Raw genomic sequence first — 26403 nt, forward strand, 5'->3', positions numbered from 1 at the left:
TGGCGCTTCTGTGGCATCGCGAAGTGCGTGCCAACCAAGGTTGGCACCTACCAGGCAACCGCGGGCCACTCGCGCAACACCGCCACCGGCACGCCCATGCGCGCGCAGGCGCGGCTGGCCAGGCCATCGGGTAGCGCCCGGCGGAACAGCGGCGCCATGCCCTGCATCAGCTTCGCCGACGCCGCCGCCTGCGCGCGCTGGCGCGCACTGCGTTCAAGCATGCCTTCGGCCCAGTCCGGCAGCAGTGCCGCGCCCGCACCCAGGAACACTTCGCGCGACAGCCCCGGCACCGGTACCGGCAGGCGCACCCCGGACAGCACCTCCAGCACCTCGCGCGAGCGTTCGTCGACGCGCAGCTCCGGCTGCCGCGCACAGAAGTACGCCGCCACTTCCGCTTCGCTGCGCGGCACGTCCACCGCGCCCAGCGCCTCGGCCACGCAGCGGTATTCGTCGTAGTAGCGATCGGCGATGTGCGCCGGCACCTCGCGTCCGTAGCGGCGGAAGCCCTGCAGGAACCCGAACGCCTCGGTCACATGCACCCAGGTCAGCAGCTGCGGATCATCGGCGGCGTAGGGTTCGCCCTGCGCGGTCTGCCCGAGGATCTGCGCATGGATGCGGCGCACCTTGGCCACCAGCGCCTCCACCTCGCCGCTGGGCGCATAGCTGGTGCCGGCCACGAAGGCCGTGGTGCGGCGCAGGCGACCCACCAGGTCCTGGCGGAAATTGGAGTGGTCATAGACCCCGGCCAGCGCGCGCGGGTGCAGGGTCTGCAGCATCAGCGCGCAGAGGCCACCGGCGAGCATCGAGGGGAATTCGGCATGCAGCCGCCAGGTGACGCTGTCCGGGCCGAACCAGCCCGGATCGCCCTGCGGATGGTCGTAGTCGATGCCGCTCTGGCCACGCGGGAAGGCCTCCAGTACCCAGCGCCGGATCGGCGCGGTGACGGGGCGGGAGAGTCGCTGCAGCAGAGCCGGCATCGCAGGTCCAGGAAAGGTGGAAGAACGGCCGCAGGTTGCGCGGTCGCCCCCGATTCTGGGCGATCACGACGGCGGCGGCGAGTCTCCGCGCTCAGCCACGGTTCCATGTGCGGCCGCAGCACGTTTCACCCTGCGACATCCTGTCGCAGGCTGCGACCACGATGCTGCGCCGCACCAAGATTCACCCATTCAGACAAAACCCTTACGCCGCTTGGCATTGCGCCCATTGCACGGCTCGCTGGAAGTGCTAGAACTGAACCCGCCACACCGTCCAACGCTGATCGACGCACGTTCCACAAGGAGCCAGCCATGATTGCTTTGTTCAAGGGTTTGGGACTACTGCTTCGCGACAACGAGCTCTACAGCAGCCCGTTCGAAAAACAGGTCGCGCACTGGCGCAGCCTCAGCGAGCAGCAGATCCGCGATGAAGTGGCTGTGCTGGCCCAGGCCAAGTGCCAATGGCTGATCGCCTCGATCGTCGGCTGGCAGGCGGCCTCGCTGCTGATCCTCGGCCTGATCACCAACTACCTGTGGCGCGACGACTACCACATCACCTTCACCCGCGTGGTCGTGGTGTTCGGTTCGTGGATCTCGATCCTGTTCGTGATCTGGTTCATGGCCAACATGTTCGACCGCACCGCCGGTTTCGAGCGCTGGATGAAGGCCTTCAACAGCCGCGCCCGCATCAGCTCCAAGGCTGACAGCGTCGAGCACGTGGCCGAGGCGCTGGACCTGGCCGAGCACTACCCGGAAGTGCTGGACTACAAGCAGGCGGTTACCGCCAAGCGCGAACTGCGCCACGAGGACATCCGCATCATGACCGAGATCGGGCGGATGAAGCAGCACTCCGAACTGGTCGGCCGCCTCAACCATGTGGGCGAGACCGAACACCACCATGACCTGACGCTGCAACCTGCCTACTGACCCTTCAGGGAAGCGGGGGGACCCACAATGCCACCGTGATCACTCACGGTGGCATTGTTCTCTCGGGTCCTGGCTGACGCACTGGCGGAAGCCGTTGGGCAGGCCACGCATGGCCTCGGTCTTTCCCACCGCCACTGCGAACCGGCGCAGCGGCGGCGTGGCACACGCGGCGTCGGGGCTGCAGGCCGGATCAAGCACCAGGTAGTGGCAGGCGCCACTGCTGCTGGCAATGCACTGGAAGCGTGCCTCGCCATCGACGACGGTGCCCTTGCTGTACAGCGTATCCACGCCGTTGGCCTGGGTGCGGGTGATCGAGGTGTTGCGGGATTTTTCGCAGCCGGCCAGCGCCAGCACGACGACGCACGCAATCAACAATCGGGGCATGTTCGTTCCTCGGTGCAAGGGCGATGCTGCTGCGGCTACATGCCGCGGAACAGGCTCATGAACGGCTGGCTGACCACCAGTGTTTCCGTGCGCCCGCGCAGGCGCAGCACGCCGCGCCCGGTATCGTCGCGGCTCACCGCCGCCACCGCCTTCATGTTGACGATGGTGGAGCGATGGATCTGGCGGAAGTGCTGCGGATCGAGCACTTCCAGCAGCTCACGCAGCGGTGTGCGCAGCAGGCTTTCGCCGGCGGCGGTGACCACGGTGGTGTACTTGTTATCGGCGCGGAAGTAGGCCACGTCCTCCAGCATGATCAGCTGCGTCTCGCGGCCGTTGCTGGCGGTGATCCAGGCCAGCGGTGGACGCTCCGCTGCGCCCTGCGATGGGCCCAGCCGCTGCAGCAGGCGCTCCAGCACGGCATCGTCCTGGCGCGTCGATGGCAGCCGCGACAGGATGCGCTCGCGGGTGGCCAGCAGGCGCTCGTCGCTGACCGGCTTCAACAGGTAATCCATCGCGCCCTGCTCGAACGCATCGATGGCGTACTGGTCGTAGGCGGTGACGAACACCACCTGGGTGCGCGGGCTCAGTTCGGACAGCGAGCGCGCGACCTCGATGCCGCTGATGCCGGGCATGCGGATGTCGAGGAAGGCGATGTCCGGCTGTTTCTCGGCCAGCTGCTCCAGCGCGCTGGCACCGTCCTCGCACTCGGCCACCAGTTTGAGGTCCGGCCACAGCCGGCCCAGCTGCTCCACCAGTGACTGCCGCAGCAGTTCTTCGTCTTCGGCGATCAGGGCTTCAAGCGGCATGGCTGCGCTCCTTGTGCGACTGCGGCAGGGTCATGGTCGCGGCCACGCCGCTGGGAAAGTTGGCAACGATTGCCACGCCGGCCTGCTCGCCGCAGGTCAGGCGCAGGCGTTCGCGCAGGTTCTTCAGGCCGATCCCGGTTCCGCTGGTGCCCTGGCCGAAGCCGAGCCCATCGTCGGCCACGGTCACGGTCACGTGGTCATCGAAGCCGCGCGCCAGGATCCAGATCGTGCCACCGCCGGGCTTGGGTTCCAGGCCGTGCTTGATCGCGTTTTCCACCAGCGTCTGCAGTGCCATCGCCGGCAGGTGCACGCCGTGCAGTTCGTTCGGCACCTGCACTTCCACCGCCAGGCGTGCGCCCATGCGGATGCGCAGGATCTCCAGGTAGGCGCGGGTGCGGTCCAGCTCCACGCCCAGCGTGGATACCGATTCGTCCACCTGCGGCAACGAGCTGCGCAGGTACTGGATGAGGTGGCCGAGCATCTGCTCGGCACGCGCCGGGTCGGTGCGGGTCAGCACCTGCGCATTGGCCAGCGTGTTGTAGAGGAAGTGCGGCTCCACCTGCGCGTGCAGCAGGTTCAAGCGCGCCACCGACAGCTCCTTTTCCACCTGTGTCTGTTCGGCGGCGGCCTGTTCGTCGCGGCGCTGGTCGGCGACACGGCGGCTGATGGCACGGGTGACCGCTTCAGCGTTCTCGAAGTTGCTGCCCTCGTCCAGCGCCAGCAGGTCGGCCCACCAGCCGGCATCGGGTTCGAACAGCAGGGTGACGGTGCTGGTGCCCTGCCCCGGCGTGACCGTGGCCAGCACGCTGTTGCGCTTGATCGCCAGCCGCGCCGGCAGGTTCCAGCGCGACGGCTGGCGGCCGTTCCAGAGGTCGACCCGGCGAACATAGGCGCGCACCTGCAGGCTGCCGGCCGAGCTTTCCACATCCTCGACGCGTGGCAGTTCGGCGATTGCCGCTTCCACCACGGCGTAGGCCTGGCCGGCATCCATCGGCAGTTCCACCTGGCGGCGCTGGCGCCCGGACAAGGTGGTCGAATCCAGCCGTCCGGCGACCAGCCAGACCCGGCGTACATGGGTGATCGCGCTACCCAGCGCGGAGATCATCAGGAACATCGCCAGCAGGCCGAAGACCCAGCCGGGGCCATCGTTCATGCCGCTGAAGATGCCGCTCCAGACCATGCCGGCGACAACCAGCGCGGCAGCCCAGGCCAGCAGGTGGCGGATCAGGAGAGAGAGGCTGGCGAACACGGCGGCGCCTTGGAGGAAGGGGGTGAGCCGAGCATAGGGCGGCCCGCCGGGCAAGCAAGCGGGCTGCGACGAAGGCCGGGAAAGTGGGGATGGAAGGCCATCTGGTAGTGCCGGCCGCTGGCCGGCTCCCCATGACCTCCGCAAGCATCACAAGGTTGCCGGCCAGCGGCCGGCACTACCGAACGCCGTTATTTGCGCTGGTCGGCGCTGGCGTCACGCACGGCGCGGAACGACTCGTCCTTGCTCCAGTTCGGCCAGCTGCGCGAGTTGGCCAGCTGGTTGCCCAGCGTGTACAGCACTTCCAGGTCGCGGGCGGCACCGGCGAACACCCAGTCCGGCTGCCACTCGTCGCCCTGCTGGTGGTAGCGCTTGGCGGTGTAGTCCTCGGAGGCCTTCTTGCCTGCGGCCACGCCACCGTCCACCCAGTCCTGGCCGGCCGACCAGGACAGCGCCGGCACGCCGCGCTTGGCGAACGGGAAGTGATCGGAGCGGAAGAACAGGCCCGCTTCCGGCTTCGGGTCCGGCGTGTAGCGGATATCCCAACCCTTGGCCACGTCCTTCAGCTGGTCCAGCAGCTCGAAGCGCGCGGCACCGTAGATGCCGAAGTCACGCGATGGGCCGAACGGCGCCATGCCATCCATGTTGATCACCGCCACGGTCTTTTCCAGCGGGTACAGCGGATGGGTGGCGTAGTACTCCGAACCCAGCAGGCCCTTCTCCTCGGCGGTGACCGCCAGGAACAGCAGCGAGCGCTGCGGGCGCTTTTCCTTGGCAAAGCCACGGGCCAGTTCGATCAGCGAGGCAGTACCGCTGGCATTGTCCAGTGCGCCGTTGAAGATGCGGTCACCGCGCGCGTCCGGCTCGCCCACGCCGATGTGGTCCCAGTGCGCGCTGTAGATGATCGTCTCGTCCGGGTGGCGGCTGCCTTCCAGGCGTGCGGCCACGTTGTGCGAGGTGATCACTTCGGTCTTCACCGCGTACTTCGCGTCCAGGCTGGCGCCGGTCAGCGGCACCGGGGTGAAGTCGCGCTGCTGCGCCTTCTTCTTCAGCGCCTCGAAGTCCTGCCCGGCGGAGCGGAACAGTTCCACCGCCAGGTCACGCTGGATCCAGCCTTCCAGCAGCGGATGGCTCTCGGCCGGGTTGTCGCGTACCACGTCGAACATGGTGTTGGTGTTGGAACCGGCCACGGTGGCCCAGCCATACGACGCCGGCGCGGTCTCGTGCACGATCAGCACGCCCAGCGCACCCTGGCGGGCGCCTTCCTCGTACTTGTAGGTCCAACGGCCGTAGTAGGTCATGCCCTTGCCGTCGAAATCACCCTGTCCGGTTTCGAAGTCCGGGTCGTTGATCAGCACGACAGCGATCTTGCCCTTCAGGTCCACGCCCTTGAAGTCGTCCCAGTTGCGCTCCGGGGCTTTCACGCCGTAGCCGAGGAACACCAGCGGGGCCTTGCTGATATCGACGTTGCTGGCGCCGTTCATGGCGGCGCGCACGGCGATCTGCTTGCCCTGCTCCAGCGCAACGGTCTTGCCGCCCTGGTGCAGCGCCAGCTGCGGTGCGCCGACGATGTCGCCCTTGCGCAGCGGCACGGCCTGGGTCCACAGGCGCTTGCCGTCCTTGAGATCGCCGCCCGGCTGCAGGCCGGCGTCGGCAAACTGCTTGCTGAGGTAGGCGATGGTCTTCTCTTCGCCGGCAGTGGCCGGCGAGCGGCCTTCGTAGGCGTCGGAGGCCAGTTCCTTGACGTCGGCGGAGATCCGCGCGCCATCGAATTTCGGGGTGGCCGCCATCAGTGCGCTCGACACCGACAGGGCCAGCACGCCCAGTACCACTCGTTTCATTGCTCTCTCCAGCAGGGAAATCCTTCTGGAGTGTAAGGGGTTCGGCAGGGCTGCGCCCTGCACCTGCCGAAGCCAGGGCAACAGCAACAGCCGGAGCAACAGCAACAGCAACAGCAACAGCAGAAGCAGGCATTCGGTGGGATGGCGGGGTGGGTCCGGTTGGGGGGGACGCCGTAAATACGTCCATGTAGGCTCGGTCGCCGCATCCATGCGGCTCACGCCCCCGCAACCGGACCCACCCCGCCTTCGACAGGTTCCCGCTGCTGTTGGTAGGTGTCGACCTTGGTCGACACGAACGGAAACAAGAAGGGGTCAGATCCCTTTCCCTGCGGGAAAGGTCTCTGACCCCATCGGTGTGTTGCTTGAGCCTGTTACCAGTTCGGGTCTCCGGCCGGGGCCGCGGCGGGCTTGGGCTTCGGCTTGGCCGCCGGGCGCGCGGCGGCGGCCGGTGCTGCCGAGGCCATTGCGCCAGCAGCGGCGGCAACCGGCTTGCTGCCCAGCTTCTGGCGCAGTTCGATCTGGCCCGGACGGAAGCCGCCGCGCATCGCGTCAACGCCGTCTTCGATGGTGCCGTACGAGGTCTGTGCAGCAACGCGGTCGATGCGGATGGTGCAGCACGGGTGTTCACTGCGGCCCAGCGAGCGGCCGGTCTGCGGGTCCTTCAGTTCCTCGCCCAGGCGCACGGCCTGCCAGCGCTGGCCGGCCTGCAGGGTTTCGCCGCCCTGGCTCAGCACCACCTGGTCACCGTCCACCGACACCACCGACACCGGGAACAGCGTGGTGACGATCGTGGTACCGATCTGGCCGGACAGCGATTCCATCATCGCCGCGGCCATGTTGCGGCCGTTGACCACGCGCGGCAGGGTGCTCGGGCCGGTCGAGGCCAGCTGGTGGTCGAAGCTGTCGGACATCACCACCTGGCCGGTGGTGGCGTTGACCAGGCGCAGGGTGATGCGGCCGCCACCGGAGTACGAGGTCACCTGGCGGTCGGACATGCGCAGGTTGCGCACGCTGCGCGGGTACTCGAAGCGTTCGATGGTCGGGATCAGGATCAGGTCGGTCGCCAGCTGCTGGCCGACGCGTGCGGTGTCCTGCAGGCGCACGTTGCCGCTGTTGATGTGGTCGATCTCGGCCTGCAGTTCGTCGCCGAACTCGCGGTCCAGCACGATGAAACGCTGGGTCTGGGTCAGCGTGTCGGACAGGCGCGCGCGGATCGCGTCGGCCACTTCATCTGCACTCACGCGGCCATCGCCCACGGCATAGCTGCCGGCCTTGGTGCGCGGCAGCGCGACCACGATCTTCGGCTTGCCCTGCTCGTCCGGTGCGCGGTACTGGGCAATCTGTGCACGCACGCGCACCTTCCAGTAGCTGCGCATGCTGCGATGGGTCACGTCGGAGTCGAACGAGCTGGCGCCACGCTTGGCATCGACGCTGACCTTCTCATCGTAGCTTTCCCTGACGCTGGCCGAGCCGCCGGCGCCCTTGGCCATGGCTTCGCCGGAAGCGCTGGCAGATGCCGAGCCCTTGAAGCTCCAGCCTTCATCGCTGGCGCGCACGCGGGCGATGGTTTCCTCGTCCAGCTGCCGCACTTCGTCCTGCGACAGGATTTCATAGCCCAGCACCGCGCCCTGCGAGCCGGCGATCATCTGCTGGGTGAACGCGTCGGCGCGGATATCGCCGACGTGTTCGTCATCCACATCCACATGCAGGCCTGCACGGAGGCTCTGCATCTGGCTGGCCACGCGTACGCCGTTGACCTGCGCCACCGCCGATTGCAGCGCCGCCAGCACCGCCAGTTCCGGGGTGCTGCCGATGCCGTCGGCCTCGCGCGCGACCTGGGTGGTGCCGCCGAAATCCGGCGTGCCACGCAGGGGCGCTGCTTCCACTGGCGCATTGCTGGCCAGTGCACTGGTTGCCTTGTCCTTGGCGGGTGCGGGCGCTTCGGCCGGGGTGTCCTGCTTGCCGCAGGCTGCAAGCAGCACGGCAGCCAGGCCCAGGCCGATCAAACGGGGGGTCGTACGCATGGGGATTCGCCTCGGATCAGTTCATCTTGTCCAGCTGGCCCAGCATCGAGTCGGCGTTGGACGGCACCTTCACCTTGCTCTTCTTGGCGAAGGTCACGGCCGACTTGGTCGAACCGTACAGGCCCTGGATGAAGCCCGGCGATTCCTTGGCCACCCATGCACCGGCGGCCAGCTTGCGGCCAACGGTAGCCATCTGGGTCGCGCCCAGGTTCTTCATGCCGGCGGTGAAGTTGCTGGCTTCGCCACCCAGCTTCTGCGCTTCGGCAGCCGAGGACAGCAGCGAGACCAGGCCTTCGGCGTAGTGCTGCTTGGATTCAGCGTTCAGCTCCGGCTGCGCGGCCTGGCGCTCGTCGATCGCGGCCTGCGCGGCTTCGCTGACCGACACCGACTTCTTCATCGCATCGACGCTGACCGAACCCGACGACAGCGCCTGGCGCTCGGCTTCCAGCAGCTGCACCTGCTCGGCTAGGCCGAAGGCACGGGCGAACGAGGTCTGGGCCTGCAGCGAGTGCGACTGCGAGCTGACGAAACGACGCACCAGTGCTTCCTGCGCAGCTTCGTTCGGCGCGGCGGCGCTGGAAGTGCTGCTGGAGGAGCCGGTGGAGGCGCCCGTCAGGTCCTTCAGCTTGCCCAGGCCAGCGTGGGCCGGCATCGACAGGGTGGCGGCCGCGATGGCCAGGACAAGAGCGGTATTGCGGATCATGTGAGAGTCCTTTGGGAGAGACGGCCGCGGTGCGGCACGTGGGGAATCGGTAACCCCGGGCGATGCCGAGCTCGGCACCCACCGGGGTGGCGGATCAGCGGACCGCCTTGACGTTCAGCTCGTTGATCATCTGCTGGGCGGCCTTTTCGGCAGCCAGCTGCAGCGCATTGGTACGGGCCACGGTTTCATTCGGGCCAGTGCCGGAGAACTGCACCGGGCCGACCGACGACACGGTGCGCGGGAAACGACCGGTCACGTCCAGCACCTTGCCGGTGACGGTGACGAACACGCGGGTGTTGCCGCTGGCCGGATCGCGGTCACGCATGCCGACGTCGAGGGTGCCGACGGCGATGTACGGGATGTTGGCTGCACGGATGCCGTTGGCGGTGTCGCGCAGGGTGGCCGGGGCCAGGTCGTTGCCGGTGCTGAAATCCTTGCGGATGCGCTCGATGCTGAGCAGGCCGCGCGACTCACCTTCCACGTATTCGGCTTCAACCACTTCGTAGCCGGCGGCACTGAAGGCGCCGGTCATCGCGGTGTTGACCTCGGCGGCGTTGGCCACCTTCCAGGTGATGTTGTCGGCACGCGCGGTGGTGCTGCCGCCGCTGGTGACCGACACCGAACCGTTCTGGTTGATGCTGCCGTTGGTGCTGACCGAGTTGCCGCGGAAGCTGTCGCCTTCACGGGTGTTCTCGCTGTAGCTGCTGCTGGCGTCGACGCGGCGGTATTCCTTGTCCTGGAACGACTGCACGGTGTCCTGCGAGCGCGCCATGAACAGGAAGGTCAGCAGCGAGCGCTGCGCGGCGGTGGCGCCGGCCACGGCCGAACCGGCGTCCAGCTTGGTCTGCAGCAGGGTGGTGTTGATCTCGGCGCGGACGGTGACGCTGTAGGTCTTGGCCTTCTTGTCTTCGGTGTCCGACAACTGCACCGCGCTGAGCACGTAGCGATCGATCTCGCCGATGAACTCGGCGCGGCGTGCTTCGAACAGGCGCAGCTTGGCCGCACCGGTTTCGGCGATGTACGCCTCCAGGGCATTGACCTTGGCCTTGTTCAGGGCCTGGGCGCGGGTGTCGGCACTCAGGCGCAGGCCGTAGCTGGCCGAGCCGGTACCGCGCGAACTCGCGGTCTGTGCAGCGACCGGCGAGGCCACCACCAGCGCGATGAGGATGAGCAGGATGGTACGCATCAACGACATGACTTGATCAACTCCTGGAGGGCTTGGGTCTGCTGCTGCAACGGGCGGCCGCCCGGCTTCTGTTCGTCCAGCCAGGCGCGCGAGTCCGCTCGCTTGGCGGCGGCGCCGGCGAAGGCGTCGAAGCCGGCCAGCAGGGTTTCGTAGCTGGCCGACCACTGGTCGACCTGCCACTGCGTGACCGGCACCACCTTGGTGGCCCCCTTGCGCAGCGGCTGTTCGAAATAGACCTTGCCCGAGAACGGTTCGGTCACCTTGGCGGTGAAGAAGGCGCCGAACAGCATCGTCTTCATTGCCGGGGTTTCCTCGATCACACCGTTCTTCAGTGCATCGACCTGCAGGTTGATGACGTAGTCGGGTTCGGGAATCTTCAGCTGGTAGACCTTGCCGTCGGCAAAGCGGGCGGCCATCGCACCACCGATCGCCTGGCCCGAGGCCGGCGGCAGCAGGCCGACGCCGGTGTTGGACGACAGCGTCTTGGACAGCTCATGGGCCAGGGTGGCGCGCAGCGGCGCGTCCCACTTCGGGTCGGGCAGCTTGGCGCGCACCGCGTCGGACAGGGTCACCCCACCCACCTGCAGGCGACGCACAGCGGCGTCGGGCAGCCGGGCCTGCGCCAGGCTGGCCGCCAGTACCTGCGACAGGCTGGTATCGGCGCCGCCGTACAGCAGATCGGCGACGATCGCGTCGATATCGTCGTTGTCCGGACGGTAGTCCTGCACGTCGATGCGCTGCAGGGTGAGCGGATAGGAGGCGATCACCTGGCGCTCGCGGAAGTCGAAGAACAGCGCCTGCAGCGCCACTTCCACCAGCACCTTGTACTGGTCGCCGATCGGCTCGACCGAGACCAGTTCACGGTCCAGCGCTGCGGCCAGCACGGTCGCGCTGGTGGTGCCGTCGAGCATCGCCACCGGCTGGTCGATCAGCTCCAGGTGGGCCGGTGCGCGGCGCTTGAGCGACTGCGCCAGCGTCTGGTTCAGCGGGACCAGGCCACGCCGTTCCAGCACCGCATGCGCATGCGGCGTGGTCGCCTGCACGGCGGCGGCGTCAGCGGTATAGGCAAAACCGGCCCAATAGGCCTGCTGCGATTTGTCCGCGGCCTGCACGGCCATCGGCCATACGGCCAGGCACAGGGCACAGGCAAGCAGGCGCGCAAAAGCGCGCGATGCGCTCTTCGTCCTTGAATACATCCAACCGCTCCTCGGTCAATACGCACGGGTCGCGGACGCTCATGCGTCCGCTGGGCGCGAAACATAGCCGCTCACGGGCCCGCCGACAAGTGCTGCCTTTGTCGGTTCACTCCGTGGGGGGCAGGCCCGCCCGTTGCCGCAGCAGTCCGCGCTCGGCCTGGTTCTGGCTGAGCCGGAAGGCTTCGGCAAATGCATCGCGCGCGTCCTGCTCCCGTCCCAGTGCCTGCAGCAGCTCGCCGCGCACCACCTGCAGCGGCGCGTAGTCGCGCAGGCGCGGATCGACCAGCAGTGGCTGCAGTTGCGCCCACGCGGCGAAGGCACCGTCGCTGCGCAGGATCGCCACCACCCGGTTCAATGCCACCACCGGCGAAGGTTGCACCTGCAGCAGCTGTGTATAGAGCGCAGCAATACGCGGCCAATCGGTGGCGTCAGCGCGACGCGCAGCCGCATGGCAGGCCGCGATGCGCGCCTGCAGCACATAGGGGTCCTGGTCGCCACCGATGGCCAACGCGCGCGCCAGCACCTGCTGCCCGCGGTCGATCTGCAGCCAATCCCAACGCGCACGGTTCTGCTGGTCCAGCAGCACCGGTGCACCCTGCGCATCCACGCGCGCCGCTGCGCGCGAGGCCTGCAGTTCCATCAACGCCAGCAGGCCCAGCACCGGCGCCACCGGCAACCGATGCGCCAGGATGCGGGCCAGCCGCAGCGCTTCCTCGCACAGCGCCGGGCGCATCCAGTCATCACCGGCACTGGCCGCATAGCCTTCGTTGAACACCAGATAGATCGCCTCCAGCACCGAGGCCAGGCGCTCCGGCATCGCCTCCGCGCGCGGCACTTCATAGGGCACCGGCTTCTGCGCCAGGGTGCGCTTGGCGCGCACGATGCGCTGGGCGATGGTCGGCTCCGGCTGCAGGAACGCACGCGCGATCTCGATGGTGGTCAGGCCACCGAGCAGGCGCAGGGTGAGTGCCACGCGCGCATCGGCCGGCAGCACGGGATGGCAGGCCACGAACATCAGCCGCAGCAGGTCATCGCCCAGGTCATCCTCCAGCGCCTGGGTGTCATCGGGTGCCGGCAGCGCCGCCGGATGCAGTTCCTCGCCCCACTGCGCGTGCTGCTGCGCCACCCGCTGGTGCTGGCGCAGCACATCGATGGCACGGTTGCGCGCGGTGGTCATCAGCCAGGCTCCGGGGTTGTCCGGGATGCCCTGCTCCGGCCAACGCTCCAGCGCGGCCAGCCAGGTGTCCTGGGCCAGTTCCTCGGCACGGCCGACATCGCCACCGAGCAGCCGCGCCAGGCGCGCGATCAGCACTGGCGACTCCATCCGCCAGAGGGTTTCCAGACGCTGCGTCAGTGCGGGCTCGAGCATGCGCCGATCACAGCACGCACGCCCGGCCTGCACAAGCGCCGCAGCTCACGCTTCAACAATCGGCTTGAAGCCGCCCCAGAACATGCGCCGGGTATCGAACGGCATGTCCTTCGGGCCCAGCGACGCCAGCCGCGGGTCGGCCATCACCTTTGCGTTGATGCGGTCGCGTGCCGCGCGCGAGCGGAACACCACGAAGGCAACGATCACCGTCTCGCCCGGCTTCGCCTTGACCGCGCGCGGGAACGAGGTGCTCTTGCCCGGTTCCACATCGTCGGCTACGCATTCCATGTACTGCAGCGCGCCATGGTCCTTCCACACCGCGCCGGCCTTGCGGGCAAGGCGGCGGTAGGCCGCCACCTTGTCCTGCGGGCACGGCAGCACGTAAGCATCCACGTAAGCCATGCGGGTTCTCCCTGCGGCGGCCGTCAGCCCGGCTCGCCGTCCATGTGTGCGATTTCCCAGAGATGGCCATCCAGATCCTGGAAGCCACGCTGGTACATGAAACCGTAGTCGCGCGCGGGCTGCGGTTCGCTGGCGCCGGCCGCCAGTGCCTTGTCCACCATCACGTCCACGGCCTTGCGGCTGTCGGCCGACAGGCAGGTGATCACCTCGGTCTGCTGATGCGCGTCAGCAATCGACTTGGTGGTGAACTGCTTGAAGAACGGCTGGGTCAGCAGCATCACGAAGATGCTCTCGCTGATCACCATGCAGGCCGCATCGTCATTGGTGAAGGTCGGGTTGAAGCTGTAGCCCAACGCGGCGAAGAAGGCCTTGGACGCGTTCAGATCCTGCACGGGCAGGTTGACGAAGATCATCTGCGGTTGCGGTGCACTCATCGGTAAAGCTCCTGGGTAGATGAAAGAGACGGGATCAGGGCTGCTTCATGCAGTTGACCATCCACGGCTTGCCGTAGCGGTCGATCAGCATGCCCCAGCGGTGTGCCCAGAACGTTTCGGCGATCGGCATCTGCACCTGGCCACCCTCGGCCAGCGCGGCGAATACGCGTTCGGCTTCTTCAATGCTGTCGACGTCGACATTGATGGTGGTCGAGCCACCCTCGCCGCCGCCGGGGCCATCGGCCGCCATCACGATGGCGTTGCCGATCTCCAGCTGGCTGTGCGCAACGTGGTCCAGGGTCTGCGCCGGCATCTCGTTGCAGCCGGGCATGCCATCGGACGGCGGCATGTCGCGGTACTTCATTTCCGAGGTGACCTGGCCACCGAGTGCCTTGGCGTAGAACGCCATCGCGTCGTGGGCCTGGCCGCTGAAGCCGAGGAAGGGAATCAGTCTCATGGCAATACTCCGTGGTGTGGTTCAGGGCAGTAGCGCCGGGTCGTGCCCGGCAGGGAGATGAATCGGGTCAACCTTCCAGCTGTGCACGCAGACGCTGTTCCTGCTGCTGTAATTCAGGGGTGAAGGCTTCGCCGAAGTCTTCAGCGGAGATCAAGGGACGCAATTCGAGCGTGCCGCCACTGCCGAACGGCGCGCGGCTGGCCCATTCAACCGCCTCGTCCAGCGACCGCACCTCCCACAGCCAGAAGCCGGCGATCTGTTCGCTGGCAGGACCGAACGGACCGGCCTCGACCTTGGGTGCCGCGCCGCCGAAGTGAATACGGCGGCCGCGCTGGGTGGCGTGCAGCCCTTCACCGGCCAGCATGATGCCGGCGGCCACGAGTTGTTCGTTGAAGGTGCCCATTTCGGACAGTTCCTGTTCGCTGGGCATGCGGCCGGCTTCGGAGTCGGCGTTGGCCTTCACGATCACCATCACTTTCATTGAGGTCTCCCGTGGGGACGCGTGGTGCGTGCCCTTCACTGGGTACAACGAACCAGGGGGCTGGGAATCGACACGTCTTCTGAAAATTATTTCTTCCGTGGAAAGCGCGCCTTCGGCGGCGATCGGCGAACGGCGGAGCCCCTCCGTGGTGGGGGTGGGTTGGTCGCTGAAAAGCTCGGGTTCATGGGTTTGGCCGGGTGGGTAGGCGGGTCGGGGGACGCCGTAAACCCGTCCCTGGGGGCTTGGCCGCGGCATCCATGCCGCGGACACCCCCGCCCCGCCTACCCACCCGGCCTTGGACAAGTTCCTGTCTCCGTTCCACCACGGGAAGATCAAGAAAAAAAACAAAAGCAACAGCAACGGCGGTTGGCTGGCGGCCTCGGCTTTGCGAGCGAAGCGACCCGCTTTCGCTCTTGTTGTTGATTTCCCGTGGTGGTTCGGCGACCGGAATCTGTCAGGGGTCAGGCGGGTGGGATTGGCGGGGTATCCGCGCCATGGATGGCGCGGCTAAGCCTCCACGGACGGATTCACGGCGTCCCCGCCAATCCCACCCGCCCGGCCCACCCGCAGAAACCCAGCTTTCAGCGACCAACCCACCCCACCACGGAGGGGCTCCGCCGTTCGCCGTTCGCCCGCCGCAGGCGGCTTTTCGCGCTGCAGCATGCCGGCAGACAAACCTGCGCCATCATGGGCACCCCGCCCCCGCCAGGACCGTGCCATGCAGCAGTACCTGCTTCTGATCTATATCGAGCCTGCCCTGCTGCAGGCCCTGCCCACCGAAGAATTCAACGCGCTGATGCGCGACTGCCTCGCCCACGCCGACAAGCTGCAGGCCGAAGGCACGCTGCTGGCCGCGCAGAAGCTGCAGCCGGTCGACACCGCGCAGACCCTGCGTGTGCGCGATGGCCACAGCCGTGTGCTCGATGGCCCGTTCGCCGAAACCCGCGAACTGCTGGCCGGCTTCAACCTGATCGTCGCCCGCGACCGCGACGAAGCCATGCGCATCGCCCGCGACTTCCCCTGGGCGCGCTTCGGCAGCATCGAGGTGCGGCCGCTGGAGGACATGGACGCCGAACGCGAACGCTGCGGCGCCCCGGCTGCCGCTATGGCAGCAGCCGTACTCTGATCTCGCGCGGGCCGACGCCTTCGTTGCCGCTGTAGTCGCGCACGCTGGCGCGCACGATGTACTCGCCCGGCGGCAGCGCCGCCGGCTGCCAGCGCCCGGTCTCCATCAGGCCGTCACGCACGGTGTTGGTGGCCAGGTAGCGGAAACGGGTGACCGCGCTGCCATGCACGGTGATGCCGCTGTCCGGTGCGTAGGCCACGCGCACCGCTTCCTTCTGCGGCGGCATGCGGTTGAACACGATGTTCCAGCGCGGCTGCTCGTAGCCCTGCAGCGGCTGTCCAGCGGCATCGAGGATCTGGTAGCCCACCTGGTACATGCCCAGGCGGCGACGCGGCAGGTTGTTGTCGACCTGGTCCCAGGCCTCGATCACGATCTGCACGCCGCGGCCCTGGCGCGCCACCATCACTACGCCGTCGCTGCCCGCCGCCATCGGCTGGTCGTTGTCGTCCAGCAGGGCCACATCGGTGATGCGCGGCGCGAAGTGGTCGGCGTAGTTGTGGAAGCCCAGCGCCACCGCGTTGGTCTCGAAACCGCCGGTACCCACCGCCAGATGCACGTGCGCCTGGTTGTTGATGCTGCCCAGGCGGTCACCGACGTGGATGCGCATGCCACGGCGCACACGCATCCGTTCCAGCTTGCCCTGCTCGTCATACAACACCTGCCAGCGCGCATCGAACGGCTGGTCGCGCGGGCTGCGGCCGACCCGCATGTGGATGTACTTGAGACGATCCACGGCCAGGCCCTCGGCCTGCTCGCCCAGGTTCCAGGCCGCCACCGGGCTGCTGATCTTGCCGTCGGCGATCGCCAGCACGGTCTGTCCCACATCACCGCGTACATCGAAGCCGCCGTGCAGGTGGTGGCGGCTCTCGCCGCTGAAGTTGCCACGCACTTCGCCCAGCGTACCGACCACTTCGTGCCAGCCCTCCTGCGGTGCCAGCGGCCAACGGCCCCCGGTCTTCGGCAACGCGGCATCAGCGGCCGGGCCGACCAGCGCCGGCGCCGGCAGGTCACCCACCGGCAACGGGCGCAGGCGGTGCAGGCGGTAGCTGGCGGCGTCGGCCACCAGCACGCTGCCATCGGCATCCATCGCCAGGCCACTGGGGCGGGCCAGGCGCGGCAGGCGGCCATTGCCGACCAGCGCGATCTGGTGGCCCTGCGGCGTCACCTGCACGATGCGGCCATCCAGGTCACCCACGTACAGCACGCCATCGTGGGTGGTAGCCAGCGACAGCGGCCCATTGATCACGCCACCGGCGGCGACCACCGTACTGACCGTGCCATCGGCCGCCACCCGGCGCACCGCGTTGTTGAACAGATCGGCCACCAGCAACGCACCCTGCGCGTCGAAGGCCAGCGCCACCGGCGTATCGAAACGCGCAGCGGCGCCCACGCCATCGGCAAGGCCCGGCCGATCACCACCGGCCAGGGTGCGCACGCTGCCATCGGTGCCGATCACCCGGATGCGATCATTGAACGTATCGGCCACGTAGACCTGGCCCTGCGCATCCACTGCGATGCCCATCGGCGCATCGAAGCGGGCCTGCGCGCCGGGGCCATCTGCATGGCCCTGTTCGCCACCGGCCAGCGTGGTCACCTGGCCATCGGTGCCGATGCGGCGGATCGCGTGGTTGCCGGTGTCGGCCACATACAGGTTGCCCTGCGCGTCGGCGGCAATGCCCGAGGGGGTATTGAAACTGGCCTGCAGTGCCGGGCCGTCGACGCGTCCCTCGCCCTGCCCGGCCACGGTTTCGATGCGGCCATCGGGCAGTCGGCGACGGATGCGGTTGTTGTCGCCGGCATCGGTGAAGTAGATGCTGCCATCGGCACCGCGCAGCAGCGCGTAGGGATCGGCGAAACGCGCCTGCGCGGATCCACCGTCCCGGTCACCGGGATGGCCGTCACCGGCCAACGGCTCGATCTGTGCGGTCCAGGCCAATGGCGTGGGCGCCGGGCCCGCAGGCTCGGCCAGCGTGTGCAGCGGCGTCTCCCACCAGGTCGCTGCCAATGCCACCGCCGTTGCAGACGCCACCCCTGCCACCATCCATTGCCACCGTGCCATCGTGCTGCGCTGCTCCTGCCTGAAGAGGCACCGACAATAGACGGTGAAGGTGCGATCCGCCACGGCCAATCGTACGGGGGAACAGCAGAGTTCCATGCGCCCTGCTTGTTCTCACTGGCTGCAGCAGGTTCAATGCGGTTCCCACGGATGGAGATCCTCCATGCCCCGCATCATCCCCCTGGCCGCCCTGCTGCTGGCCGCATTGGCCAGCGCGTCCGCCTCCGCCTCGATCACGGTGGCCCCGCAGAAGCCCTCCGCCACCGCCGATGCAGTACACGCGGCGTACGCCACGCGCTGGGATGAAGCGATCCAGCAGGCACGCAGCGGCAATACGCTGGGCGCACTGATCAGCATGGAGCGGCTGATGGAGGATCCGCTGCTGGACGACTTCGATGCCGAGCATCGTGGCCGCGCCGCGCAGGTGGCCGGCTGGACCGCGCTGATGCAGAAGAAGCCGGACCAGGCCCGCCGCTACCTGCAGCGGGCGCAGGAGGCCCTGCCGGAGGATGCCCAGGTCCTGCTCACCCAGGTGTCGGTGGAACTGTCGGACAACCAGCCGGCCGCAGCCACCACCTTCCTGGTGAAGGCACTGCAGCATGCCGACGCACCGCTGCCGGTCGATCACCACGCCATCAACTACCTGCAGTACCGCCTGCGTGACCAGCCACAGAAGCGCATGGACCTGCTGCAGGCGCTGTTCGACAACGGCTGGAAGAGTGGCGGCCTGGAACCCACCGGGCTGTGGCTGGCGCTGGCCACGCTGCAGGCCGACAACGGGCGTGGTGACGGCATCCCAGCCACGCTGGCGCGCATCGACAGCCCGGCCGAGATCATCCGCCTGCGCAGCGACAAGCGCTTCGACCGCTATGTCGATCGCGGCGATGCGCGCTTCGATCCGGTGCAGGCGGCACAGCGCCACCTCGATCAACTGCGCGTCTCCGGCCTGCTCGACCGCGCACTGGATGCGCGCATGGCCGAGTTCAGCACCACCCTGCTGATGCTGGACCGCAACGAGGAAGTGCTGTCGTTGACCGAGGGCATGGCTGGTGCGGCGAGCAACGGCGAATCGCCTTCCGCCGCGGAAGCGGAATGGGTGGCCTGGCTGCTCAACAGCCGGCTCACCGCGCTGCGCCGGCTGGGCCGCACCGATGAGGCGCTGGCCACCGCGAAGCAGGCCGCACGCATCGGCGCGCTCGGCCCGGATGGTGTCGAGCACCAGATGAATGTCGGTTTCGTGTTCAGTTCGCTGGGCCGCATGCAGGACGCTGCGCAGGCAGTGAATGACATGCCGGGGCTCGCTGGCTACGGCAAGGCTGCGCAGGCGCTGCTGCAGTTCGCCGCCGCCCGCGAGCGTGGCGATGCCAAGGCACGCGATGCGGCGCGCGCGGTGATCCTGGCCCAGCGCGATGATGCCCGCCTGTTCCATCGCGAAATGCTGCTGGAGGAAGGCAACCTGGACGGGGCCGCCGCCGTGCTGATCGAACAGCTGCGCTCGCCGGTTGAACGCGGTGAAACCCTGGCCAGCCTGCAGGACATGCGCACCTATCCGTCACTGCCGGGCGACGTACGCATCGATGCCGCCTGGCGCGCACTCAAGCAGCGCGCGGATGTACAGGCCGAGGTAGCACGTGTCGGCCGCATCGAGCGCTACGACCTGGTCAGCACTTCCACCTCGCGCTGAGTGCCTGCTAGCGCGCCGGCACCTCGGTACGGATGCCCATCGCTTCACGGTAGCGCGCGTACAGCGCCATCACCTTGTCCACGTAGGCCAGGGTTTCGGCATAGGGCGGTACGCCCTTGTAGCGGGTGACCGCACCGATGCCCGCGTTGTAGGCGGCCGCCGCCAACGGGCGGTCGCCGTTGTAGCGGCGCAGCAGCGCGCGCATGTAGCGCGCGCCGCCCTCGATCGACTGCTGCGGCGAGAACGGATCGCTCACCCCGTATTCCTGCGCGGTATCGGGCATCAGCTGCATCACCCCCTGTGCGCCCTTGCTGGATACCGCCAGCGCGTCGAAATTGCTTTCGGCGTGGGCGATGGCACGCAGCCAGGCATCATCGACGCCGGTGGCCTTGGCTGCGGCCTTGAACTGCCTGGCGTGCTGCGCCAGCTGCGGCGTGCCGACCTTGCCCAGGCCTTCGTGCGCCGGCTCGCCCGGCGGCGTGGCCACGGTGAACTTCAGGAACACTCGCGAGCCAGGCAGGTTGCGCGTGGAGTAGACCATCGCCCCGTCCTGTTCGCGTTCGTACAACACGCCGCTGAACACGCCCATGTTGCCCCATAGGTTCGGGGTCTGGATGGCGTTGTCGTCGATCTCCCTGGCGGTACAGCGCGAGCCCGGTTCCGGGGCGGTGGCCAGGCTGACGGTGTTGCCCTGCACGCAGCGATAGACGGTGCGCGCGGCGGCCAGCCCGGGCCACAGGCTGGGCAGCAGCAACAGCGCGAGCAGGAGGGGGCGACGGGACATGGCGGCCGGATGATCCGGCCGCGCCCGCTAATGTTGGGTGAATGGGGGTCGGCAGGGCTGCGCCCTGCACCTGCGGTAGTGCCGGCCGCTGGCCGGCAACCTCAACAGCAACAGCCGTTTTCCTGCGAGGAGGCGGGGTGGGTCCGGTTGTGGGGGACGCTGCAAGTACGTCCATGTAAGCTCGGTCGCCGCATCCATGCGGCTCACGCCCCCCACAACCGGACCCACCCCGCCTTCGACAGTTCCCGGCAGCGGGCAGTAGATCCACGCCATGCGTGGATGAAACGTCCGGAGACAGTGGATCAATCAATGGAACGAAAACGCCGGGTTACTTCGCAGCCCTCCGCCGTACCCAATACCCCACGCCCAGCAGCACGAACCACGCCGGGCTGGCGATCAGCGCCTGGCGGGTGTCGCCCTGCAGGCTCAGCAGCACCAGCACGCCGGCGAAGAACACCAGGCAGGCCCAGCACATCGCAACGCCGCCGGGCATTTTGAAGATCGATGCAGCGTGGCGCTCCGGGTAGCGGCGGCGATAGGCCATGTAGGCCACCAGGATCAGCGACCAGACGAAGATGAACAGCACCGTCGCCAGCGTCGTCACCAGGGTGAAGGCAGTCACCAGGTTGGGAATCAGGTAGATCAGCAGCGTGCCGCCCAGCAGGCACAGGCATGAGAACAGCAGGCCGCGGGCCGGCACCGCGGCGCGTGACAGCTTCGACAGCCCGCGCGGGGCGTGGCCCTCTTCGGCCAGGCCGTACAGCATGCGGCTGGTGGAGAAGATGCCGCTGTTGGCCGAAGACGTGGCCGAGGTCAGCACCACGAAGTTGATCAGGCTGGCGGCGGCGGGAATGCCGGCCAGCACGAACAGCTGCACGAACGGGCTCTTGTCCGGCACCACCTGGCGCCACGGGGTCACCGCCATGATCGCGATCAGCGCCAGCACGTAGAAGATGATGATGCGCACCGGGATCGAGTTGATCGCCTTGGGCAGGTTGCGCTCGGGGTCGGCGGTTTCGGCGGCGGTGGTGCCCACCAGCTCGATGCCGACGAAGGCGAACACCGCAATCTGGAAACCGGCGAAGAAGCCGACCAGTCCCATCGGGAACATGCCGCCGTCATTCCACAGGTTCGACAGCGATGCGGTGTGACCACTGGGCGAGGTGAAGCCCCACGCCACCAGCCCGGCGCCGGTGATGATCAACGCGCAGATCGCCACGATCTTGATCAGCGCGAACCAGAATTCCATTTCACCGAACAGCTTCACCGTCACCAGGTTCAACGCCAGCAGCAGCATCACGCAGGCCAGCGCCGGTTTCCAGGCTTCAAGCCCGGGGAACCAGAACTGCGCATAGGCGGCGATCGCGATCACGTCGGCAATGGCGGTGACGATCCAGCAGAACCAGTAGGTCCATCCACAGAAGAACCCGGCCCACGGGCCGAGCAGGTCAGTGGAGAAATCGATGAAGGATTTGTACTGCAGGTTGGACAGCAGCAGCTCGCCCATCGCGCGCATCACGAAGAACAGCATCGCGCCGATGATCAGGTAGACGAAGACGATGGACGGGCCGGCCAGGCTGATGGTCTTGCCTGACCCCATGAACAGGCCGGTACCGATGGCACCGCCGATGGCGATCAGTTGCAGGTGGCGGTTGGACAGGCTGCGGCGCAGGTGCTCGGGGGGCGTTGCGGGCTCGGTCATGGGCGCGGGCTAAGGGACGGGCGAAGCATCCGACGGTAGTCCTCCACGGCGCCAAGCGCCAGCGCCGGACGGACCTATTACGTCAAAGTCGGCCGCTTTCACCACAATGTGACCGAATACCGTATTGATCCCATTCCGCCCGGCCCAGCGCCATGCTCAGATAGCCGCACCTGCCCAAGGACCGGCCCGACCATGTGCCCTGCCCCGCCCGCCCCGCTGGAGCCCCGGCCATGAGCCGCCTGCGCGTCATCATCGGCGGCACCGCGCTGGCGCTGCTGGCCGCTGCGGTGCCGATCGCGGTCATGGCCTATGCCACCTGGGACCGCGCGATCAGCGTCGAACAGCAGCGCCTGCGCGACATTGCCGACCGTACCCTGCGCCGCTCCGACCTGTCCTACCAGGAAGCGCTGGCGGCACTGAAATCGGCCGAGGCCGGTGGCTACGTACCCTGCAGTCCCGAGCACATCCGGCGCCTGCAGACCCTGGTCATGACCACCCCATCGATCGACCAGATGGGCTACTTCGAAGGCGGCAAGCTGCGCTGCACCTCGTGGGGACCGTTCCTGTCCGACGTGGATCAGCCCACGCCGGACCACGTCACCAGCGATGGCGCCGGCATCGCGGTGGATGTGCGCCCGGAAAACAGCGGGCGCCGCCAGGTGCTCGCGGTCCTGTATGGGTCCTACGACGCACTGGTGGACCCGCGCCGCTTCGTCGATGTCATTGCCGACCCGAACGTGCGGCTGGCGCTGGCCAGCCCCGATGGACGCCTGCTGGCCCAACAGCCAGGCCTGGATCCGGACCTGCTGCAGGCACTGCTGCGCGACCCCGGCGAAGGCCTGGATCACAGCACCCTGTTCGCCACCGCGCGCAACGAGGAATGGCTGGCCATCGCCACCACGCCGCGCACCGCGCTGGCCGCGGCGTTCCGCCAGCAGGCGTGGCTGTACGTGCCGGTGGGCCTGCTGCTGGCCGCCGCCGGTGCCGGCCTGGTGATCTGGCTGTCGCGGCGCCGCCTGTCGCTGCGCGGTGAACTGGCCACCGCCATCCGCCGCCGCGAGCTGTACCTGCATTACCAGCCGATCATCGAACTGGACACCGGCATCTGCGTCGGCGCCGAGGCACTGGTGCGCTGGCAACGCCCGGATGGCACCCAGGTGCGGCCCGACCTGTTCATTCCGCTGGCCGAGGAGGCCGGCATGATCGCCGACGTCACCGACCTGGTGATCGAGAACGTGGTGCGCGACATGCGCGAGCTGCTGGTGGCCGACCGCAGCGCGCACATCGCGATCAACCTCGCCGCCGAGGACATCAGCAGCGGCCGCGCCCTGAAGATGATTGCCCGACACATGGCCGGCAGCGGCATCCTGCCGCAGCAGATCTGGATGGAGGCCACCGAACGCGGCTTCCTCGACCTGGACCGCGCACGCACCATGCTCGCCGCCGCCCGCCGCGCCGGCCACAGCGTGGCCATCGACGATTTCGGCGTCGGCTTCTCCAGCCTGCAGTACCTGGAGCAGCTGCCACTGGACGCGCTGAAGATCGACAAGTCGTTCATCGATGCGATCGATACCGAAAGCGCGACCAGCCCGGTCACGCCGCACATCATCGACATGGCCAAGGAGCTGGGCCTGTGGGTGGTGGCCGAGGGCGTGGAAACCGAAGCGCAGCTGGCCTACCTGCACAGCCGGCACGTGGAATTCGGTCAGGGCTGGCTGTTCTCGCGGCCGCTGCCGCGTGATGAATTCGTCGCTTTCCATCACAAGCGGCAGCAGCAGTACGGCGCAGCACGCGAACACATGCAGAACCCGCGCAGCGTGCCGATCGAGCGTGAGGGGATCGAGTAGGACGGCCAACGGCAGAGCCCCTCGTGGTGGTTCGCGTACAGCTATCCCGGAGTTGGCCGGGGCGGTCGGGTTCGCGGGGGACGCCGTAAACCCATCCATGGGGGCTTGGCCGCGGCATCCATGCCGCGGACACCCCCGCGAACCCGACCGCCCCGGCCTCTGACAGGTTCCGGCTGCGTCCCACCACGGAATCAACAGAAGAAAGCAAAAGCAAACGCGGGTCGCTGCGCTCGGTAGTTCCACGCCATGCGTGGATGGCGCGGACCACGGTAGTGCCGGCCGCTGGCCGGCACCACGTGACACTGATCGGCCGACTACGCCCACGCCTTCGGCCGTGCCAGCAGCCACGCCACGGTCACCGCCAGCAACAGCAACGGCAGCCATCCCAGCTGGCTCGTGCCGCTGGCCTGCAGCAGCACGCCGCCTGCCACGCCGCCGGCAGCAATGGCCAGGTTCCAGCCGGTCACCAGCATCGACTGTGCCAGGTCTGCGGCGGCACCCGCACGGCGTGCCAGTGCGGTCTGGAACAACGTTGGCACCGCGCCGAACGCCACGCCCCACAGGATCGTCGCCAGCAGCAGCGCGGTCGCCGCACCCGGCCATACCAGCAACGTCAGTACCGGCACGATGAAGCCGATCACCGCCGCCCACACCAGCGCACGCAGGTGGCGATCCACACCCCAGCCAGCAATCCCGATGCCGGCAATCGCCGCCACGCCAAACGCCAGCAGCAGCCGGTCCAGCCACGCACCGGCACCCGCATCGACCGCCAGCGGTTCGATGTAGGTGTACAGCACGTTGTGCGCCAGCACGTACAGCACCATCACCAGCAGCGTGCTGCGCACGCCGGGCATCCGCCAGACCGTAGCCAGCGAGGTGCGCTGGCCGGCACCGGCCGCCGGCAGCGCCGGCAGTGTCCAGCGCGCGTATGCCAGCAGACCCACGCCCAGCACGCTCATCAATGCGAACGCCCAGCGCCAGCCGATCTGCTGGCCGAGCAGCGTACCTGCCGGCACTCCCAGTGACAGCGCCAACGGCGAACCCACCATCGCCACCGCGATGGCCCGCCCCTGCAACGACGGCACCACCATGCGCGCGGCGTAACCGGCTACCAGCGACCACAGCAGGCCACCGCTCACGCCGGCCAGGAAGCGCGCGGCGAGGATCAGCGCGTAACTGCTGCTCAGCGCGGTCAGCGTGTTGACCACCACGAAACCGGCAATGGCGGCCAACAACAGCGGACGCCGCGGCATGCGCTGGGTCAGCGCGGTCATCGGCAGCGCGGCCATCACCGAGCCCAGCGCATACACGCTCACCAGCTGGCCGACCGCCGCATCACTCACGCCCAGGCTGTCGCCCATCGGACGCAGTACACCGGCCGGCAGGGTCTCGGTCAGCAGGGTGATGAAGCCACCGCCGGCCAACGCCAGCAGGCCCGCCCATGGCAGACGCGTGGCCTCACCGGCCGGGCTGGCCGCATCGATGGCATGGCCGCTCATCGCACGGTCTCCAGATCGGCGTACACCGCATCACGCAACTCATCGACGAAGGCCCCATCCATGCCTTCGTACAGCGTGTTGGTCAGTGCCACCACGCTCAGCCCACGCGACGGGTCGACGAACCAGCTGTGCCCATAGGCGCCGCCCCAGCGCCAAGTCCCTTCGCGCTGCGGCGTTCCGCTGGCAGTGGCATCGCGCAGCAGCGCAAAGCCCAGCCCGAAGCCCCAGCCGGCCGGTTCCGGCGGCCCCTGCTCGCCCACCTGCGGGCTGGCCATCTCTGCCGCCAGCGCGGGCGGCAGCAGGCCGGAGCGCTGCACATCACGCAAGGCCTCCAGCACCACCATCACCTCATCGGCAGTCCCCACCAGGCCGGCGCCGGCGGAAGCAAAACGGCTGGCATCAAGGGCACGCGCAAGGCTGTACTCGATGCCGACCGTACCTTCGAACGGCGCGACCACCTCGCCTTCGCGCAGGCGATGCGGCTGCGGCGTGTCGCTCACATAGGGCGTGGCCAACCGCGCACCCTCGCGCGTGGCGAACGCGGTATCACGCAGGCCCAAGGGGGCGGCCAGCAAACGCTCGAGCAGCACCTGCAGCGTTTCACCGGTCGCCGCTTCGGCCACCGCACCGGCCACATCCACGCCCAACGAGTACAGCCATTGGCTGCCCGGCTCGAACAGCAGCGGTGCCTGCGCGATCCGGCGTACGTTCTCGGCCAGGGAAAGCGGGTTCGCATCCAGCCCATCGCTGACCCCAGCGCGCGCATAGGGGCCCTCCGCATCGGCTTCCAGGAAGCGGTAGCCCAGCCCGCTGCTGTGGCTGAGCAGCTGGCGCAGGCTGATCGGCGGCATGCGGCCATCGGCCAGCGCCGGGCGGAACTCCGGCAACCAACGCTGCACCGGTGCATCGAGGTCGAGCACGCCTTCGGCCACCAGGCGCAGGAACACCGTGGTCAGCAGCGGCTTGCTGACCGATGACAGCCGGAACAGCTGGTCGCGCCGCATCGGCATCGCCGACTCGCGATCAGCCAGCCCGGTCGCGCTGGCATGGCGCAGCACGCCGTGCTCGCGCACCAGCACCACCGCGCCGACCAGGCGCAGCGGGTGGACCTGCTGCAGCAGCCGCTGCACCGAAGGCAGCGTCGGCGCGGGTTCAAGGGAAAGAACGGCATTCATCGCGGTGATCCGTGGGGAGAGGCCCGCCACGTTAGGCAGCACGGCACGGCGCAAAAAGCCGGTTGCCGCTCCGGGCATCATGGACCGTGCAGTCCGCAAT

Annotated in this window: 23 protein-coding genes; 4 read left to right on the plus strand and 19 right to left on the minus strand. The window is 68.1% G+C overall.

Annotated elements, in window-relative coordinates:
• Positions 1 to 47: 47 nt before the first annotated feature.
• Positions 48 to 977 (minus strand): oxygenase MpaB family protein, encoded by a 930-nt coding sequence (locus DFO63_RS18280; protein ID WP_101764857.1) that lies wholly within the window; start codon positions 975 to 977, stop codon positions 48 to 50.
• A gap of 309 nt (positions 978 to 1286) precedes the next feature.
• On the opposite strand from DFO63_RS18280, the gene DFO63_RS18285 reads away from it, so the two are divergent.
• Complete coding sequence (locus DFO63_RS18285; protein ID WP_014035825.1) at positions 1287 to 1901, plus strand: hypothetical protein; 615 nt, start codon at positions 1287 to 1289, stop codon at positions 1899 to 1901.
• 39 nt (positions 1902 to 1940) lie between these two features.
• Here the strand turns inward: DFO63_RS18285 and DFO63_RS18290 are convergent, their stop codons facing one another.
• From DFO63_RS18290 to DFO63_RS18350, 13 genes are all read right to left on the minus strand, one after another.
• A complete protein-coding gene (locus tag DFO63_RS18290) occupies positions 1941 to 2285 on the minus strand; it encodes a hypothetical protein (RefSeq protein WP_119007525.1) in 345 nt (114 codons plus the stop codon).
• Positions 2286 to 2320: 35 nt separating this feature from the next.
• On the minus strand, positions 2321 to 3091 hold the full coding sequence (locus DFO63_RS18295; RefSeq protein ID WP_075675481.1) for a LytTR family DNA-binding domain-containing protein: 771 nt from the start codon (positions 3089 to 3091) through the stop codon (positions 2321 to 2323).
• On the minus strand, positions 3081 to 4340 hold the full coding sequence (locus tag DFO63_RS18300; RefSeq protein ID WP_101764855.1) for a histidine kinase: 1260 nt from the start codon (positions 4338 to 4340) through the stop codon (positions 3081 to 3083). Before DFO63_RS18300 ends, DFO63_RS18295 begins: the two co-directional genes overlap by 11 nt.
• 188 nt (positions 4341 to 4528) lie before the next feature.
• Entirely contained in the window at positions 4529 to 6178 is a 1650-nt protein-coding gene (locus tag DFO63_RS18305; protein ID WP_100439777.1) for a M28 family metallopeptidase, read from the minus strand.
• A gap of 371 nt (positions 6179 to 6549) precedes the next feature.
• Positions 6550 to 8202: a CsgG/HfaB family protein gene (locus DFO63_RS18310; RefSeq protein WP_119007526.1), complete on the minus strand. Its 1653-nt coding sequence runs from the start codon at positions 8200 to 8202 to the stop codon at positions 6550 to 6552.
• A gap of 16 nt (positions 8203 to 8218) precedes the next feature.
• Complete coding sequence (locus DFO63_RS18315) at positions 8219 to 8905, minus strand: hypothetical protein (RefSeq protein WP_014035819.1); 687 nt, start codon at positions 8903 to 8905, stop codon at positions 8219 to 8221.
• 94 nt (positions 8906 to 8999) lie between these two features.
• Positions 9000 to 10100, minus strand: a complete 1101-nt coding sequence (locus tag DFO63_RS18320; protein WP_014035818.1) for a hypothetical protein — start codon at positions 10098 to 10100, stop codon at positions 9000 to 9002.
• A complete protein-coding gene (locus DFO63_RS18325; RefSeq protein WP_101764851.1) occupies positions 10091 to 11287 on the minus strand; it encodes a hypothetical protein in 1197 nt (398 codons plus the stop codon). The genes DFO63_RS18320 and DFO63_RS18325 overlap by 10 nt, the downstream gene beginning before the upstream one ends.
• Before the next feature lie 106 nt (positions 11288 to 11393).
• Positions 11394 to 12656: a sigma-70 family RNA polymerase sigma factor gene (locus tag DFO63_RS18330; RefSeq protein ID WP_119007527.1), complete on the minus strand. Its 1263-nt coding sequence runs from the start codon at positions 12654 to 12656 to the stop codon at positions 11394 to 11396.
• A gap of 45 nt (positions 12657 to 12701) precedes the next feature.
• Entirely contained in the window at positions 12702 to 13058 is a 357-nt protein-coding gene (locus DFO63_RS18335; RefSeq protein ID WP_014645774.1) for a DUF1428 domain-containing protein, read from the minus strand.
• Between the two features lie 23 nt (positions 13059 to 13081).
• Positions 13082 to 13492: a VOC family protein gene (locus tag DFO63_RS18340; protein ID WP_101764849.1), complete on the minus strand. Its 411-nt coding sequence runs from the start codon at positions 13490 to 13492 to the stop codon at positions 13082 to 13084.
• Between the two features lie 34 nt (positions 13493 to 13526).
• On the minus strand, positions 13527 to 13949 hold the full coding sequence (locus tag DFO63_RS18345) for a VOC family protein (RefSeq protein ID WP_014035813.1): 423 nt from the start codon (positions 13947 to 13949) through the stop codon (positions 13527 to 13529).
• Between the two features lie 67 nt (positions 13950 to 14016).
• Positions 14017 to 14430, minus strand: a complete 414-nt coding sequence (locus DFO63_RS18350) for a YciI family protein (protein ID WP_119007528.1) — start codon at positions 14428 to 14430, stop codon at positions 14017 to 14019.
• A gap of 718 nt (positions 14431 to 15148) precedes the next feature.
• Here DFO63_RS18350 and DFO63_RS18355 point away from each other — a divergent pair.
• A complete protein-coding gene (locus DFO63_RS18355; RefSeq protein ID WP_005412102.1) occupies positions 15149 to 15556 on the plus strand; it encodes a YciI family protein in 408 nt (135 codons plus the stop codon).
• On the opposite strand, the gene DFO63_RS18360 is transcribed toward DFO63_RS18355, so the two are convergent.
• Positions 15534 to 17615 carry an NHL repeat-containing protein gene (locus tag DFO63_RS18360; RefSeq protein WP_119007529.1) on the minus strand — a complete coding sequence of 694 codons (2082 nt, stop codon included), beginning with the start codon at positions 17613 to 17615 and terminating at the stop codon, positions 15534 to 15536. The genes DFO63_RS18355 and DFO63_RS18360 overlap by 23 nt on opposite strands.
• Positions 17616 to 17775: 160 nt before the next feature.
• Here DFO63_RS18360 and DFO63_RS18365 point away from each other — a divergent pair, with 160 nt between their 5' ends.
• Positions 17776 to 19296, plus strand: coding sequence for a hypothetical protein (locus DFO63_RS18365; protein ID WP_049442821.1), 1521 nt, complete (start codon positions 17776 to 17778; stop codon positions 19294 to 19296).
• 7 nt (positions 19297 to 19303) lie between these two features.
• Here DFO63_RS18365 and DFO63_RS18370 read toward each other — a convergent pair whose 3' ends face one another.
• Together DFO63_RS18370 and cycA are read right to left on the minus strand one after the other, a co-directional pair.
• Entirely contained in the window at positions 19304 to 20080 is a 777-nt protein-coding gene (locus DFO63_RS18370) for a lytic transglycosylase domain-containing protein (RefSeq protein ID WP_119007530.1), read from the minus strand.
• Between the two features lie 328 nt (positions 20081 to 20408).
• Positions 20409 to 21782: a D-serine/D-alanine/glycine transporter gene (gene cycA, locus DFO63_RS18380; protein WP_049444868.1), complete on the minus strand. Its 1374-nt coding sequence runs from the start codon at positions 21780 to 21782 to the stop codon at positions 20409 to 20411.
• Between the two features lie 230 nt (positions 21783 to 22012).
• On the opposite strand from cycA, the gene DFO63_RS18385 reads away from it, so the two are divergent.
• Positions 22013 to 23629 (plus strand): EAL domain-containing protein, encoded by a 1617-nt coding sequence (locus tag DFO63_RS18385; RefSeq protein ID WP_119007532.1) that lies wholly within the window; start codon positions 22013 to 22015, stop codon positions 23627 to 23629.
• Between the two features lie 314 nt (positions 23630 to 23943).
• Here the strand turns inward: DFO63_RS18385 and DFO63_RS18390 are convergent, their stop codons facing one another.
• Both DFO63_RS18390 and DFO63_RS18395 read right to left on the minus strand, forming a co-directional pair.
• Positions 23944 to 25128: an MFS transporter gene (locus tag DFO63_RS18390; RefSeq protein ID WP_119007533.1), complete on the minus strand. Its 1185-nt coding sequence runs from the start codon at positions 25126 to 25128 to the stop codon at positions 23944 to 23946.
• Complete coding sequence (locus tag DFO63_RS18395; protein ID WP_119007534.1) at positions 25125 to 26303, minus strand: serine hydrolase domain-containing protein; 1179 nt, start codon at positions 26301 to 26303, stop codon at positions 25125 to 25127. Before DFO63_RS18395 ends, DFO63_RS18390 begins: the two co-directional genes overlap by 4 nt.
• Between the last annotated feature and the right edge of the window lie 100 nt (positions 26304 to 26403).

The organism is Stenotrophomonas sp. AG209 (assembly GCF_003550055.1).
Taxonomy (GTDB): Bacteria; Pseudomonadota; Gammaproteobacteria; order Xanthomonadales; family Xanthomonadaceae; genus Stenotrophomonas.

Coding starts and splice junctions, on each gene's coding strand:
- DFO63_RS18280 (WP_101764857.1), bottom strand. CDS start 977: ATGCCGGCTCTGCTGCAGCGACTCTCCCGCCCCGTCACCGCGCCGATC.
- DFO63_RS18285 (WP_014035825.1), top strand. CDS start 1,287: ATGATTGCTTTGTTCAAGGGTTTGGGACTACTGCTTCGCGACAACGAG.
- DFO63_RS18290 (WP_119007525.1), bottom strand. CDS start 2,285: ATGCCCCGATTGTTGATTGCGTGCGTCGTCGTGCTGGCGCTGGCCGGC.
- DFO63_RS18295 (WP_075675481.1), bottom strand. CDS start 3,091: ATGCCGCTTGAAGCCCTGATCGCCGAAGACGAAGAACTGCTGCGGCAG.
- DFO63_RS18305 (WP_100439777.1), bottom strand. CDS start 6,178: ATGAAACGAGTGGTACTGGGCGTGCTGGCCCTGTCGGTGTCGAGCGCA.
- DFO63_RS18310 (WP_119007526.1), bottom strand. CDS start 8,202: ATGCGTACGACCCCCCGTTTGATCGGCCTGGGCCTGGCTGCCGTGCTG.
- DFO63_RS18315 (WP_014035819.1), bottom strand. CDS start 8,905: ATGATCCGCAATACCGCTCTTGTCCTGGCCATCGCGGCCGCCACCCTG.
- DFO63_RS18320 (WP_014035818.1), bottom strand. CDS start 10,100: ATGTCGTTGATGCGTACCATCCTGCTCATCCTCATCGCGCTGGTGGTG.
- DFO63_RS18325 (WP_101764851.1), bottom strand. CDS start 11,287: ATGTATTCAAGGACGAAGAGCGCATCGCGCGCTTTTGCGCGCCTGCTT.
- DFO63_RS18330 (WP_119007527.1), bottom strand. CDS start 12,656: ATGCTCGAGCCCGCACTGACGCAGCGTCTGGAAACCCTCTGGCGGATG.
- DFO63_RS18335 (WP_014645774.1), bottom strand. CDS start 13,058: ATGGCTTACGTGGATGCTTACGTGCTGCCGTGCCCGCAGGACAAGGTG.
- DFO63_RS18340 (WP_101764849.1), bottom strand. CDS start 13,492: ATGAGTGCACCGCAACCGCAGATGATCTTCGTCAACCTGCCCGTGCAG.
- DFO63_RS18345 (WP_014035813.1), bottom strand. CDS start 13,949: ATGAGACTGATTCCCTTCCTCGGCTTCAGCGGCCAGGCCCACGACGCG.
- DFO63_RS18350 (WP_119007528.1), bottom strand. CDS start 14,430: ATGAAAGTGATGGTGATCGTGAAGGCCAACGCCGACTCCGAAGCCGGC.
- DFO63_RS18355 (WP_005412102.1), top strand. CDS start 15,149: ATGCAGCAGTACCTGCTTCTGATCTATATCGAGCCTGCCCTGCTGCAG.
- DFO63_RS18360 (WP_119007529.1), bottom strand. CDS start 17,615: ATGGCACGGTGGCAATGGATGGTGGCAGGGGTGGCGTCTGCAACGGCG.
- DFO63_RS18365 (WP_049442821.1), top strand. CDS start 17,776: ATGCCCCGCATCATCCCCCTGGCCGCCCTGCTGCTGGCCGCATTGGCC.
- DFO63_RS18370 (WP_119007530.1), bottom strand. CDS start 20,080: ATGTCCCGTCGCCCCCTCCTGCTCGCGCTGTTGCTGCTGCCCAGCCTG.
- cycA (WP_049444868.1), bottom strand. CDS start 21,782: ATGACCGAGCCCGCAACGCCCCCCGAGCACCTGCGCCGCAGCCTGTCC.
- DFO63_RS18385 (WP_119007532.1), top strand. CDS start 22,013: ATGAGCCGCCTGCGCGTCATCATCGGCGGCACCGCGCTGGCGCTGCTG.
- DFO63_RS18390 (WP_119007533.1), bottom strand. CDS start 25,128: ATGAGCGGCCATGCCATCGATGCGGCCAGCCCGGCCGGTGAGGCCACG.
- DFO63_RS18395 (WP_119007534.1), bottom strand. CDS start 26,303: ATGAATGCCGTTCTTTCCCTTGAACCCGCGCCGACGCTGCCTTCGGTG.